Genomic DNA, 13,859 nt, shown 5'->3' with positions numbered 1-13,859 from the left:
TTAAAATTATCCTTTTATTCCATCTTTATTATCATCCTTTGTGACATTTTTTAGTCTGTCCTCTCTAACTCCAGGGCTGTGTCTAATATTTCTATTAGAACCTGCAAAAATATCTTTTACTGATGAGGTGAGGTTGCCAAGAGTATTTACACCATCTCTACCACCCAAGAAATTGATAACATGGTCAGGAAGATATGCTTGTAAAGCAAATATTGCAGCTACAGACGTTGTACACATACGGGCGTAAATTAGCAGGAACCCGGCAAGGCTGAATATCCCTGTTAATGATTTTACCTGTACGTTAACTAGTGCTGCGCCAAACAGTGAGTTTAATATTGTGCCGACGGCAATGATGGCGACAGAGGCAAAAAAGAAACCGAATACCATGAGAGGTGGTCTTATCATGCTGTCAATTAAGTATATATATCCGTAAGCTGCTCGACTTCCTCTGTCCTCTGATGTTCCTAGATGTGTTGCTGCCCACAGAGGCCCGGCGGTGCATCCTATTAATACGCTTACTATCCAGTTCCCAATGCCTGTCATCCAGAAAATGAATGGTATAAATGGTAGGTAAATTGATAAGGAAAAACCCGCACAAAACAACAGGAACAACAAGAAATATATTGGGGGAGCTGCAGCATCCAGCAGAGCAACAAATCCTTTAGGTAATCCAGAGAACAAATTAACAGCCTTTCCGAAAATAGAGTTATCACCCATTGTCGCGAGAACTCTGACAGTTGTATATCCTGTCCAGAGAATTTCTGTTGTACCCAATGTATAATCGCCGATGTTTTTCATCTTAATTAATGGGTTAACTTGGTTGCTGGTTGTTCCTGTTCCTGACCATTCAGTAGCAGCTTGGTTTGTCCATTTTAATATGGTTGGCGCTATACTTTTCATGACCACACTTTGTGGGTCTGTGCTATTAGCTGCATTACTTTCATCTTGAGTTGTTATCGTTCCTATCGTTGGAGTATATGTGGAGTTCTGTAATTGAGTCTTGTATGCCCCCATAACAGCACTAAATAAATCAGTATCGCCAACTTCCCCAAGTGATGACATTGAAGTTACAGCTGGAGCTCTGTCAGCCAGCTCTGCCAGACGCTGGTTAGCAGTGGCAAAGGTCTGATACCACGCGCCAAGCGTCACCCATCCATAGGTTGTGAGATAAGACTTGAGAGCTTCTTTCCTGGATTGTTCTCCGTTATCAATAGGTAGCGATTTTTGTACAGCACGTTCATACTCGTCGGCTGCTCTCTGAATCCGTGTCTCGATATCCGGCAATGTTCCGTTGCCAGAATTTCTTTTTTCCAGAAATGTTGTCACAAACTCACTGGCAGCGTTGTCCATGTCGCTAATCATATTATCCATGGCTGCACGTTGTGCTGAGATAACACCGCTGTATTCGTTTTTACTGAAGGGATTAAAGAATTTTCCAATCGTCGATTGATCTGTTGTTCCGTTTCCTTCTACTGACAGGCTGGCTGAACCACAGATACCGCTGCCATTGGATACCGTGACAGTGTAATTACCACTGGCGGTTTTAGCTGATTCTGTCATCAGTGAAGTCGAGGATTTGACCGTCTGATTAAAATCATTTAGTCCTGCGTTAACCGCATACTTACACAGTTCCATTTCAAAAATGCCACGCGCTGCTGTTCGTGTGGATGCCTGAACTGGCTGTACAGTCATTGAATAACCATTTGCGATATTATCAGCGGCAAGTTGCACCATCACATTGGCGGACCCAACCCCCATTATCGATGCGCCCCATAACATAATGAGCTGAGCGATACTCCAGCCATTTCCGGTTGGAACGATCATCAGAAAACCTGCAACGACACTCAGTGTGCCGACGATATCGCGTCCGGTGCTGAATACCTGTCCCTGATGCCCCGAACGCACAACATGACGGATACCAATGAACATAAACCAGACAACGGCAAGTACGGCGATGATACTGTTGAACGCCCCGAACATGCTTCCGATCAGAGTGGGGGCGCTGGTTGACAGTGGATTGGTGACTACATCACCGAATATCGTGACCAGCGCCTGGCGAGACAGATCGTCAGGATTGGTTGCGGCAGACACAATATCCTGATAGGTCACTGAAGCCATTGCCGGCAGTGAGGATATAGCAAGGCCTGCACAGAGTGCGCGAAGTAAAATTTTCACAGTAACTCCGGAATAGAATTGCGTATGGGCAAAGGCCACACAGGATTTAATTAAGGGGGATGGCGACATGCCAGTGGTACTGGCATCTGGACGTGATCAGTATTGTTTACTGGTTACGGCAATTAACGTGGCATTGCGCCAGCCATTGCGGTCGTTCAGAAAATCACGGAAAGTCCCCTGCTCGGGTTCGCTGACTTTTCGTTCATGCAACTGCCAGAGGCGGTATGTAACAATCAGTGCTCTGGAAGCACAAAGAGCGACGCCTGACAGTATCAACACAAGAGTGCTGATGGCGCGTACCAGAGTCGTAAGAGGTAATGAAGAGGCGGCAAAGAGCATACCACTGAGAAACAAAGCGATGGCCAGCAGACTCCAGCAACAGAATCGCCATACTGTTCTGCGCCGGCGGAAACGACGATCCAGATCGTCTACTGACATATGGCTGGCCTGCAGAGCTTCTTCCCACGTGAGGTGGAGTTGCGCCTTTTTATTATTTACCTGACGAAATCTGTCCAGCCTGCGTTTTTGTTGTTCCAGCATATGCTGTACAGAATTCGTTATCAGGCGAGTCTCCATCAGAGGAACAAAAATGTTAATAATCCCCCGGGTGGCTATGCGGGTTATGGATGGTGATTTTTTGACGTTTTTCGTCTGGTCTGAATTTTCCGGTAACTTATTCATTTTTTCAGTCCTGTTCTGACGTCAGCTTTCAACGTGCGTTTGCCTGATTGATTGTTTTCTCAAGGCTACCGAGTTGTTTCTCATAATACTGGCGGGCAGTCAGAGCCAGTTGCTGGCCAGAGATAACATTACCCTGGCGGATCTGTTCTTTCAGATCGTTCAGCTGCCAGTTCATTTGCGCAGTGATTCTTACCAGTTCACGGAGCAGGTTATCTCCCTGCATTTCCTGTAAATCCACCAGGTATGCTGTGTTGGCGTAGCGCCGGCCAGCCTCAAAAGCTTCAAACTCACGGGTACTCATATATCCCCGTGCTTTTGCTTCTGGTGAAGCCACCTGGTCGAAGTAAGCGGCCGCTGAGTCTGACTGCAGTGTTTCAGCCAGTGCTTTACGTGTGCTTTCATTAGGCGTGCTGTCAGCAATCAACGTCAGTTGGGGATTCGACGCAGAATCAATGATGCCGTTGTATTCGTTCTGGAGTCCGACGTAGGTTCGCCCACTCTGGGTATTCACTTCTCCTTTACCCAGAGCACGACCGGCAGAGGGGCGGGAAGTGTTTTTCATGTAAGCAGTCGCTGCATCTATTTGCTTCTGATCCCATGTCAGTGCCGCAGGTGTGTCCGCTGTACCTGCGCCGTGGTAAATCGAGCGTACCTGACTGTCTCCACCTGGTATTTCGCCCACAGAAGGACAAACGGCGGTTCCTCCAAAACGTGCATATTCTGCTTCTGTACAGTAACTGGCGTGTATGGCCGCGCCATCATAAGCTTCCCGCACGGGAGAGTTTGCTGCGCTGGCCAGACGGTCGCGGATGCTACGGTTGCTCACACCGCCACCTTTACTGAGTTTTGAGGCTGCGGATGCTGAGGCACTTTTGCTTTCTGTTGCAATCCCTGATGCGGATTCACTGCAGATGGAGTCTGGCACGGTGAAGCTTTTCCGTGCCTCCTCGAGGCGCTGAGTTTCATTACTGAAAATCATCTGCTGACGTGTCGCCTGTCCGTTCTGGGCAATGACACTTGCCAGCTTTTCAGAGTTCTGATTGATAGCGGTACCCGTGGCTGTCTGGGTACTCAGTATGTCACTCAGCACACCTTTGATGGCCTCCATTCTGGGGACGACCTGCTGTTCAACGGGACGGCTGGCGACGACGGTGACTGAATAAGCATGAGCCTGGTATGCCGTTCCATTCAGGATAGCTATAAGGGCTGCGAGTAATGTTTTTCTTTGCATTTTATTGTCTCCTGCTCGGGGTGGAGCACAAGGTCAGGAAGGCTGTCGTATTTTCTGTCTTCAGGTAGTGGGGCCAGTGGGAAACACTGATATCGCCTGGTGATATAACCTTTCCTGTTCCGGTTATCGATGATGCTGAAAGAACGACGTCTGACGCGCCGTAAGGTGGAAGGGTCAGTATCCATAACAGGCCAGTCACCGGCACTCAGTGCCGGCGTTCCGGGAACAGATGGCCATAACCAGGTGTCATCGGACATCAGCGAAGTCAGCGGTGAAGGGAGTATCCACTGGATGACATGCTGAACGTCGAATGGTGCTTCATCCGGGACAGAAACCTGCCATATTGCCGTTGTTATCAGCTCATCTGTGCTGGACGGCAACAACAGCCGCATGCCTGTAACCTTTCCCTGTGTTCTGGCATCCGAGGCGTATATCACTCTGGGATTGGGGGCCGGATGTAACCTGAAGACACGTGACGGCAGAGTGAATGAGAAACTGTCACCTTTTACCTCAAGTTTTTTAAGAAATACCTGCCCTCTGGCAGGTCTCCGGCAGCGTGGGGTGATATGAATTGTACACATCAGAGATTGTATCCCTGTTTTCGGATGAGCTCCGAGGCCAGTTCTTCAATAACATTGTCACTGTTATGTTGGCCCGCCCGGTGCTCAATTAATGACGTTGCAGAACCTCTGGGGAAGTTTTCGGCCAGAATCTTACGTGCCCGAACTGAACCTAACTTATTTGTCAGTGTTTTACGCAGGGCACTGTCTTTTGGCGATGAGTTCAGCGCCCATAGCTCCAGTGGACCGACGGTAAATTTGAGTATTCTCGCAAGCGTGCCACTTTTTACCCTGAATACTCCCAGAACAGGAACACCACTACCATCTGGTGCCGGGCCTTCCGGCATTTTCAGGAAGCGTTTCAGCATAAATTCAGGAACGTTGAAGTTATCCCTCAGTACGGGGATATCTTCGGGTTTGTAGCGCAGTAACCAGAGAGTATTTGCTGACTTAAGAACGCTTTCCGGGTAGTCCCTCAGATACTGCGTACTCAGAACCGTGCGGATAGCAAACTTGCGTTGCTCACGCTCCTGGGTATCCAGATTTTCCCAGATGAAGTCAATGCCCCGGGCGTTATGCAGTTCATCATAAACTTTTGTCTTAACCTCCTGATCAAGTTGGTTAATACGTTTAAGAGCGATTTCATGGTATTCCCGTGGAAGCTGCTTTAACACTTCATCCCTGTATTGTGGCAGGGTGAAGTCACCACCGGCGATCTGACCTGCAAGCAGGTACATGATGCCGGTTTTAAGCCTGCCTGCAGGCGTTTTGTCACCGGCAACATTATTCAGATCGACAGCGATGACCCGGGTTTCCGGGTTGATCATAAACCGGGTATACCCGGATATCATGGGGTAGTCGTTATGTCCCTGCTCGAGCGCGCGGCGGATGTAGTCCAGCAGAAGTTCGTTTGAACCATCACGCTGAACAGTACCGAAAACATCCCTGAGACTGGTATGGCCCAGCATCGAGGACACTTCGGGAAGCTGGGGCATTGCCTGATAATGTGCCCGCTGAGCCGCCATGATATACCCGGCATTGTGGAGCATATCCCGGACTTCGAACCAGGTTGATCTGGCCCACCAGGTTGCATCATGTTTTTCATACAGTCCCGAGTCCTGCAGTGCTGAATCCACCAGTTCTTCCGTTGAGGCGCGATAAAGTCGCGGATTATTTTCACCGTACTCTTTAAAAGCCAGCTCGATAAGCTGGTTGATAATTTGTCGGGTGTCTCCGGGGTTACAGGGTTGACCGGTACCGGTATCGACACAGAGAGCACACAGCACCGATGACATGAAATTCTTTTCCGGCGTAATAGGCTTTTTAGCGCCGTACATCACGTCAAAAAGGTTACGGGTGTATTCCGGATCATTGCTCAGAATAATACCGACAGCTTCGTCTTTTCTTTCCGGAGGAAGACTGTCGCGAATAAGCTGAACCAGTCCCTGAGCACTGTATCCCTTATCGATATAGGCAATGAAGGGCAGGTTTTTCTGAGCAGATGATATCTGTATTTCCGACAATGTATTAATCAGAACTGATTTACCCAGTCCCGGATCGCCTGGTGCGAGTTCTGTATGTTTATTTTGTTGGGATGACGCCAGACCAACCTCAATTGCGGAACCGTCTTCTGTATGTAACATAAGATTCCCTTTACCTCGCCAGACAGAGCCTGCCCTGTTAAGCGGGAAAAGCGAGATGGCATGTGACAACGGGGGATACAGGGGAACCGGGCCGGAGCCTCCGGATGCCGCGAGAATGGTATTCACCCAGGCGCGTCGGGGATCGCCAAATGTTGTCGTGGTGCCACATACGCCCCAGCCTTCAATGGCTGATTTCAGAATGGCCTGGTTTCGTGTGCATATTTCACGTGTTTTTCCCCACGTGGAGGCCATGATGGTCATTATGCAGACAGGTTCTTTTTCATCCGTTGCCGCCAGGGCCATAACGGATTCATACATTGGACGAACGGCAGAAATGAAGCTGCTGTAAGTCAGAAGCGTTTTCTTCAGATTAAGAGCCTTCATCCCGCCGGGCATCAGATCCATTCTGATGCGCCAGGGGACTGCGCGGGGGACGGCACGGACCAGTTCGTTAAACGTCTGCAGATTTTGCGGAGGTAAAGTAATCGATACCATTCCGTGCCAGAGTCCGCCCGCCTGAACCAGGTTGCCCTGTGTGGTCACCTGAGTGTTGAATAACTGCAAATGCAATGAAGGAGCATGTAGTACGGATTCATCGTCAGTCCAGCGATATCCCGCTGGCTGGGCATCTTCAGGCAGGTGGGGTTGCCAGTTACGCGGTGTGCTGTGCCGTTCTGTCTGACGACGTATTTCACGCCCGACCTCGTGTATATCCAGTAGCCGGAGAATCAGGCCATCAGATGAATGTCTCAGTGCCTGTTCCACATTATCAAGAAAAGCTTCGTGGCGGATTTTCAGTGCAGATAAGGTCCACTGCCAGGGGGACTGGGCAAAGCGTGCTTTCGGTACCCGTTCAGCCAGTCTTCTGACAAGCTCATCATGGGCGGTGCGATCGCTGTTGCTGATAAGGTCGGGTCCACTCCAGATCGCCAGCCAGCAACGCTCCCGGACCAGCCATGGGGACAGTGTTGTGACTTTCTCATCGACCACATCCTGTAACTGGATACCTGTATTAGCCAGTGAGCGCTTTTGTGGGGCGACCATGTCTTCGATTTCTTCTTTCCCCATGTCAGGATCACGCTCAAAAACGAAGCTGATTTTATGACCGCTGTTTTTATATGCCGTATTCAGGCTGTCACTCATGCTGGTGATCAGCGATTCCAGTGAACCTGGGCCAGTCTGGTCGGATGCTTCATCCATTTCCCTGAAAGCACCGCTGACTTCAAAGACAGAGAGATATTCTCCACGCTTTGTGGCTGCAATATAGGGCGAATTCAGCCATGGGCGACGTTCACGATCCTGTCTGTCCAGACCAATTACAGTACGTAAATCGCAATACTCAACAAAACTGCTTGCGACAGAGAAACGGGATAGCGTGTTCAGACAGTCTTCGATAGTGAAGATTAAACGGTTTATGTTCATAGGTGAGGGAACTCCGGACTTACAGGAGGGAGGTTTGTGCAGTTTGATTTTTTTAATGCCACCCCGCGCTGGAGTGGCATGAAGAAAAATCAATCAACGTATTCTTTTTTGATGAATGAATCTGGTGTCAGAATCAGGGCAATCCCGTTCATTTTTTCACGCAGGGGCGAACGACCGGAAGGTGGATAGCGACGAAAAACGTCAGCGAAATCGGCCGGGCGGAAACTGCGGAATTTATCCTCAACCGCCAGTCTGTTTTGCATCAGTGCAGAGAGCGCTTCCCGTCCCCGCCGGACCCGGAACTTATCATTACTGAAAACTTCCTGTAATGAACGACGGTTAAGGGCCACGACCGTGGATGGATGAAGGTCGGGTAGCCACACCATAACGCCCTGTGCTGCGGCATAACCATTCAGTGAATGCCAGGCGTGGCAGAAAGCACATAAGCTGTAAGGCGGGCCGTCTTCATGAAACAGTTCCTGCTCTTTCTCTGACAACGACTCTGTACTGGTGATTTCAGCTTTCTGTACATGGCGGAGTGAAAGACGTCTGGCAGACAGACGGGCCTGCTCAAGCGCCCGTTCAGCGGCTTTTACTGCCGTGTTGTACTTTTCCTTTTCGCCGGTTGCGACTGGTTCACCACGCTTTTTTAACTTATCCAGATGTTCTGTGGCCTTATTAAGACGAACTCGTGTGTCACTGATTGTGTCGGTAAGCTGTCTGAGTGGCCATGAGTCATCCAGTCTGAAACGGTGCCTGACGTTTTGCCGGCAGCAGATACATCGACCGGGCGTTGTTAATTCCGGTTCCGGTAACAGTGGCTCCTGTGTATGAACCACATCAATTTCTGGAAAGGGATACAACCACAAGTCTTTAATGCTGTGTTGCATGAGCAGGCTCCGTACTGGTGTAACGTTTCACGGCTTCCAGAATGATGTTTGCGATTTCATCGGAACAGCATTCTGCAAAAATGAATTCCTGATCGTCCCGACTGTCGTGGGCAATCACATTGCCGTTTTCTGTTCGTCGTAACGTTATGTGCTCCGGGCTCCAGGCAGACATATGTGCCTCCTTGTATTGCCGAATAGGAAGGGCACCGGATAAATGCCAGTGCCCTGGACAAGATTAGCCAATGGAAATTGTGGAAATCCCCAACTGTTTCTGGCTGCGACTCATCATTTCAGGTCCGGCGACAAGTACCGCCCCAATGACGATAGATACAATGCAACTAGCCAGTCCCATCCCCCCTTGTTTCCCAACTTTTTTCAGGCCAATCAGGCCCCCGAGAAACAGAATTACGCCGATGAACTGCGCAATAGTCAGTGATGATGACTGTGCTGTTTTGGCACCTTGTTCGACATTGCGAACCATATCGGCAAGATCTCCATCGGCAAGAACGGCTTTGGGCAGCAACATCATGGGAATGAGCAGCAGGAACTTAGTCAGTTTGCTCCGGCATGACATTACAAACAGTTGTGCGTGGATAAATGCGGCGTACAGACGGGCCGCTACGACACGAATACGTGACATAGTTTCTCCTTAAATGGATATATCAGTGGTTTATATGAAGGTGAAAAAAATCAGAAGACGATTCCAATGCTTGCCAGCAGGGCATTGAGGACACGATCGATAAAGACCAGCAGGACGCCGGCAATAAATTTGACGTTTCCCTTACTGACGGATTCACTGGCACTCAGTGCGGTATGTCCATCGAGTCCGGCCTTGCGCCAGATGGATATCCCGTTCATTACAAATCCAACACCGGCCAGCTTGGCCAGCGACAGAACTGCATTTGCTGCGCCAGCAGCAGCGCCAAACGTCTGAGGTTGTACATATGCAATCGGGCCAAATGAGTCAGCCCTGAATCCCATTTGTACGCCTCCGGCGTTAATCATTGCCGGGAGTGATACGAGCATGCAGCTGGTTAACATCCCCGCAATAAATTTTCCGGGAGACATTTTTACCGGACCGGCTGAACGGGCGCGGGCAAACAGGGTAATCATGCTGATCACCCCGATGAATTCTCCCCAGGTAAACAGGAAATCCATTCCGGCACTGAAAATACTGCTGGCAAAGTTCTCAATGGCGGTCAGGGCATCCATGTTCATCAGCGTAACGTCCCTGCACTGGTGATGATGGTCCGGGTAGTCGGATCAATCCGCTGGATCACCACATTGCCCAGCGTCTGACCTTCTCTGACAGCCCAGGTACTACCCTGCCAGCGAATCCAGGCCATACCAGTTTCCATCGACATGATTTTCATTCCGTTAAGTACAGACGACGTTTTTTTCTTTGCTGGATGCGGTGTGGAAGAGGATTCAGTGACGCTTTTCTGTGTCATTATTCCGTTCAGGCGGCTCCGGATATCATCCAGCTGACGGCGTGTTTCCTGTGCGTATTCTTCATCCTTTTTTATAGCTTCGCCCAGCTTGTTAATGCTGTCGTGAAGCATATTCAGTGTTGCCTGAATTTTTTCATCGCGGTTATCCAGCTCTGTTTTTACATCCCGGGCAAGCTGGCTCATATCTTCTCCTGTCCGGACAGTCATAGTCTCAGTGGACTGAACGGAAGGTGATGATTCTTGTGTGGTTTGCCAGGTCTGTACGCCAGCATCCGCATCATTAAACGGAGGCATGCCTGTTTCCGATGGCGCTCTCAGGAACAGATACCATATGGCTGCGAGCAACACGACTGCACATAGCCCCCATGTTGCTACAGATATCCCCCAGACGGAACGTTTCCAGAAGGGGGCGGGTTTCTCTTCGGGTTCACCGAAGCTGCCGGTTTCATCTATTTCTGTTTCAGGTTTCATTATGGTGTCTCCGGTTGTTCATCATACCGACGTTGCATCACAGCTTTTCTTTGCTCCATGGCTGTCTGCATTCGTGCCTGCGAGCGTTGTTCCGCCTGTGATGTACGATTAACTGAAGGGGAAATGCCACTGGAAAGGGAAGATGACCTGGCGTCGTTTGTCATTACCGGGTCAACAAACAGAATTGATACGACTTCATGCTGATACACTTCTACCTGTTTATAGGGCTCACTTTCTGCCTGGCGGGTTAATATCTGACTTCCTCTTTCCGCCATACCACCGGCAATAACGCCCGCAACAGCTTCACCACTGGGCATTCCCACGCGTCCGGTAACCGTGCCATAGTTACCCTGAATAACCTGCGTGTTGGCATCTTTATAAAGTGTGCCAATACTGCCCACACCTCCTAACACTGACGGCAGAATGATATGTTTAAACCAGCGTGTATTCACATTGCTGGCCACGGATGACATCAGGTTGTCTTCCCGTTGAGCATATGCATTGACCTTAAGGTCCATGCCGTTCCAGCTCATCCGGTCGAAATGGATCTCCACGCCGTTACCCACCAGTTTGACTCCCGGACTGAACAGCGTTGCCCCTGCCCAGGGGCCAGCGGGAATGGTTGCGATAACCTTGGATGACGGGTTATCAGAATCCACTGCAGTATCAATATATGCCGGTATACGGGTCAGAGCAGGTATCAGTTGTATCCCTTTTTCTGCTACAGGCGTGGACAGGCTGGCATTCTTTAATGCGAATTGCTGCGTACCATTCTGCCCTGTTGTTTCTGCCGGAGATTTATTCCACATAGTCGTTGCTATGGTTGGTGTACTACCGGCAGGATGCTGATCTTTTATTCTTACAATCAGCTTTTGCAGCCGCTCCATACGTTTTTCACTGGCTGCTCGATCCTCCTGTGGTGTGCCGGAAGCCTGGCGATGAGCATAGTTTTCCGGTTTTGCTGCAGGCTGTTGTTGCTTTTCCTGAGTGTCCGGAATATCAAGCCCCTGTGGAAGACTGGCAATGAACGTCTGATTATTGCGGGCTGCAGCTGCGGCCCCTCGTTCATTATCCGCTCTTAACAGTTCACGATAGTGAGGCGTTTCGGTAACGCTGCGCGTTCCGCCGCTTGCTGCACTGTTAATGTTCACGGCTGACTGCATATCGCTGTTACTCCCTGATAGTTTGGAAAACGCGATATAGCCGCCGCCAAATAAGATGATGCTGCCCAGTCCAAGCAGGGCAGCCAGTTTCTTTCCGGATTTACCGGCATCCTGTTCAGCACTCATGATTACTCCAGTTCTGGTGTCACGTGAATGGACTGGCCATTCACAGAGAAAGTCAGTAGTGGGGTGACGGGAAGTTTCCAGAGATGAGTTCCGTCGGCAGAGGACAAGGTCTGTTCAAATTCATCGCGCAACATCGCCCGGGAACGAACCAGAAGGTCATCGCCGTGTTGCCAGATCGTTGTATCCGGGACATTACCTGTGAATTTCAGCCTCTTAACTGAAGGGTCCCGGGGAGGAATACCATCCAGAAATGCCTGTAATGTTGCATCATGCAGGGCGATCTTATCCGTCGGGATGGAGACAACCGGGCTGGTTGGTCCCTGCCGTGGTATTCGCAGATCCAGACGACTGTCCATTTCCTGACTGGATGACGGCGTATCTGTTTCGCCACTGGTTACGTTCAGGATGACCGGTACCGACAGACCTTTCAGGTAGACAGAAATATTTCCGGATGCCCATGGCCGCAATGGTGTGATTGTCACCATGTTCTCGTTGTACTGCACATCAAAGAGTTTTGGTGCCGCGTTATAAGGAGGATCGGATTGTGGCCATGGTGAACCGTTGATATCGGTAAATGTCACCACGCTCAGGTTGTTCATGGCTGTGCGAACAAGAGGAAGGCTGGCACCGGGGGACAGATTAACTGTCAGAGAGCTGATACGGGGTACAACACTGGTGATGGGCGCATTGATGGCCCGCTCGTTATCCGCCATGAGACTGCGTAGTGAGCGAATCTCATCGGCGGAGAGCTCAGAATCAAGCCTTGCCGCATCCTGTACCAGCGGGCTGGCCTGCCCGGGGGCAGGCAGCTCACCTTTTACCAGTGTTGCCGGAACACCTCCGGTGTTTTGGGAGGCGTTCTGAACGTGATCGCTGGCAGAATTTGTCGTTTGTGGTGTGCGTGCGTTCTGCCATCCTGCGTTATCTGCAGACGTGGCGGCGCTGCACACCAGGAGCAGTGTGCTCAGTAAATAACGTGATTGCATATTACTTATCTCAGGAGTTCGGTCCGGCGTTACGGGAGATCATCTGCCGGATTTCCATACCGGATGGTTTCAGTCTGGGGTCAACACGCTGGATGGTGATTTCGAAAACAAAAGACTGTTCTGGCTTGCTGGTTGTCTGGCCGACCAGACGCATACGGACAGGATACTGGAATGTCCAGAACCATACGCCGTCGGACATTTGTCCCTGTCGTACCAGAACGCCAGCACCTGTCGTGGCGGTCAGATTCATCTTCTCTTTCTTGATCGTCTCCAGAATGTTAGATGCCTGTAATGCATTCACATATCCGACAAAACCTTCGTCAGAAAAACGCGGAGACAGGGAGGAGATCTGTGAACGATAGTGCACAAAATCCAGGTTGAATGCGGTCGCCAGTGCCTGGCTGCCAAAGGCCATTGCATCATTCTGACTCCATGCTGGCTGACTTGTTGGTGCCAGCCTGACCAGACGACCATTGTCTGTAGCGAAATATTCGCGCTCCACATTCGTTGAGTGCCAGTACTGAATGGCGTTACCAGTAATACTGATAAGAAGACATGTGCCCGTACATAAAAGCGCTTTTATCAGCGCAGGGACATTATTTGCCCGCTGTTCTGACTGCTTCATAGCCCTGATTGTGCTCTTCAGTATTTCCGGGTCAGGTGCCGGATGTGATGGCGAGGATGGCTCGGTATTTTCGGTCATAGGTTGTAGTCCTTCCAGGGATCAATATTCCCCGGCAGCTTTTCATTCACCTTGTCCACGACCGCGTCGCAGACCTGGTTTTCCAGCTGCGACAGAATGTCGTCAAGGCTGGGGAACTGGGGGAGGTTTATGCTGATTTTTTTGATTCGTGACAGACAGGACTGCAGGGATGAGGAAACATCGTTTTCACGTTGTGACCATGCATCCGCAGCTGCACGTGCTCGCTCATATCCTGTATTACTACCGGCCTGTGCCGCGCTACCCGCACGACAGGTTGCAGCACTTGCCGTGGATGAAATCAGGATAAGGCCGAGCACGGCAACCAGAGACTTATGCATGTTCATATGGCTTCCTTAC

General features: G+C 50.2%; 14 protein-coding genes. All 14 read right to left on the bottom strand.

Going from position 1 to position 13,859, the window contains the following annotated elements:
• Positions 1-6 precede the first annotated feature (6 nt).
• The 14 genes from A7098_RS21230 to A7098_RS21165 all read right to left on the bottom strand — a co-directional run bounded on the left by A7098_RS21230 (position 7) and on the right by A7098_RS21165 (position 13,846).
• The gene (locus tag A7098_RS21230) at positions 7-2,175 is read right to left on the bottom strand and encodes a DotA/TraY family protein (RefSeq protein ID WP_000698357.1); all 2,169 of its coding nucleotides are present in this window, start codon (positions 2,173-2,175) and stop codon (positions 7-9) included.
• Between the two features lie 96 nt (positions 2,176-2,271).
• A complete protein-coding gene (gene traX / locus A7098_RS21225) occupies positions 2,272-2,856 on the bottom strand; it encodes an IncI1-type conjugal transfer protein TraX (RefSeq protein WP_001037987.1) in 585 nt (194 codons plus the stop codon).
• A gap of 28 nt (positions 2,857-2,884) precedes the next feature.
• Positions 2,885-4,087, bottom strand: a complete 1,203-nt coding sequence (gene traW, locus A7098_RS21220; RefSeq protein ID WP_001189156.1) for an IncI1-type conjugal transfer protein TraW — start codon at positions 4,085-4,087, stop codon at positions 2,885-2,887.
• A complete protein-coding gene (gene traV, locus A7098_RS21215; RefSeq protein WP_000337400.1) occupies positions 4,054-4,668 on the bottom strand; it encodes an IncI1-type conjugal transfer protein TraV in 615 nt (204 codons plus the stop codon). Before traV ends, traW begins: the two co-directional genes overlap by 34 nt.
• The gene (gene traU, locus A7098_RS21210) at positions 4,668-7,712 is read right to left on the bottom strand and encodes an IncI1-type conjugal transfer protein TraU (RefSeq protein WP_001024780.1); all 3,045 of its coding nucleotides are present in this window, start codon (positions 7,710-7,712) and stop codon (positions 4,668-4,670) included. The genes traV and traU overlap by 1 nt, the downstream gene beginning before the upstream one ends.
• Before the next feature lie 89 nt (positions 7,713-7,801).
• Positions 7,802-8,602 carry an IncI1-type conjugal transfer protein TraT gene (gene traT, locus A7098_RS21205; protein WP_001164788.1) on the bottom strand — a complete coding sequence of 267 codons (801 nt, stop codon included), beginning with the start codon at positions 8,600-8,602 and terminating at the stop codon, positions 7,802-7,804.
• Complete coding sequence (traS, locus tag A7098_RS21200) at positions 8,586-8,774, bottom strand: putative conjugal transfer protein TraS (protein WP_001277255.1); 189 nt, start codon at positions 8,772-8,774, stop codon at positions 8,586-8,588. The genes traT and traS overlap by 17 nt, the downstream gene beginning before the upstream one ends.
• 63 nt (positions 8,775-8,837) lie before the next feature.
• A complete protein-coding gene (gene traR, locus A7098_RS21195; protein WP_000086961.1) occupies positions 8,838-9,242 on the bottom strand; it encodes an IncI1-type conjugal transfer protein TraR in 405 nt (134 codons plus the stop codon).
• 50 nt (positions 9,243-9,292) lie between these two features.
• Complete coding sequence (gene traQ / locus A7098_RS21190; RefSeq protein ID WP_001055569.1) at positions 9,293-9,820, bottom strand: conjugal transfer protein TraQ; 528 nt, start codon at positions 9,818-9,820, stop codon at positions 9,293-9,295.
• A complete protein-coding gene (traP, locus tag A7098_RS21185) occupies positions 9,820-10,524 on the bottom strand; it encodes an IncI1-type conjugal transfer protein TraP (RefSeq protein WP_000801920.1) in 705 nt (234 codons plus the stop codon). The genes traQ and traP overlap by 1 nt, the downstream gene beginning before the upstream one ends.
• Positions 10,524-11,813 (bottom strand): conjugal transfer protein TraO, encoded by a 1,290-nt coding sequence (gene traO, locus A7098_RS21180; protein WP_001271997.1) that lies wholly within the window; start codon positions 11,811-11,813, stop codon positions 10,524-10,526. The genes traP and traO overlap by 1 nt, the downstream gene beginning before the upstream one ends.
• A gap of 2 nt (positions 11,814-11,815) precedes the next feature.
• Positions 11,816-12,799 (bottom strand): IncI1-type conjugal transfer protein TraN, encoded by a 984-nt coding sequence (gene traN / locus A7098_RS21175; RefSeq protein WP_001191878.1) that lies wholly within the window; start codon positions 12,797-12,799, stop codon positions 11,816-11,818.
• 10 nt (positions 12,800-12,809) lie between these two features.
• The gene (locus tag A7098_RS21170) at positions 12,810-13,502 is read right to left on the bottom strand and encodes a DotI/IcmL family type IV secretion protein (protein ID WP_000138552.1); all 693 of its coding nucleotides are present in this window, start codon (positions 13,500-13,502) and stop codon (positions 12,810-12,812) included.
• Positions 13,499-13,846: a conjugal transfer protein gene (locus A7098_RS21165; protein WP_001055900.1), complete on the bottom strand. Its 348-nt coding sequence runs from the start codon at positions 13,844-13,846 to the stop codon at positions 13,499-13,501. The genes A7098_RS21170 and A7098_RS21165 overlap by 4 nt, the downstream gene beginning before the upstream one ends.
• Between the last annotated feature and the right edge of the window lie 13 nt (positions 13,847-13,859).

This window comes from Escherichia sp. MOD1-EC7011 (assembly GCF_002965005.1).
Classification (GTDB): domain Bacteria; phylum Pseudomonadota; class Gammaproteobacteria; order Enterobacterales; family Enterobacteriaceae; genus Escherichia; species Escherichia ruysiae.
The sequence above is the reverse complement of the archived record's forward strand: the minus strand, read 5'-3'. Positions and strand labels throughout refer to the sequence as shown.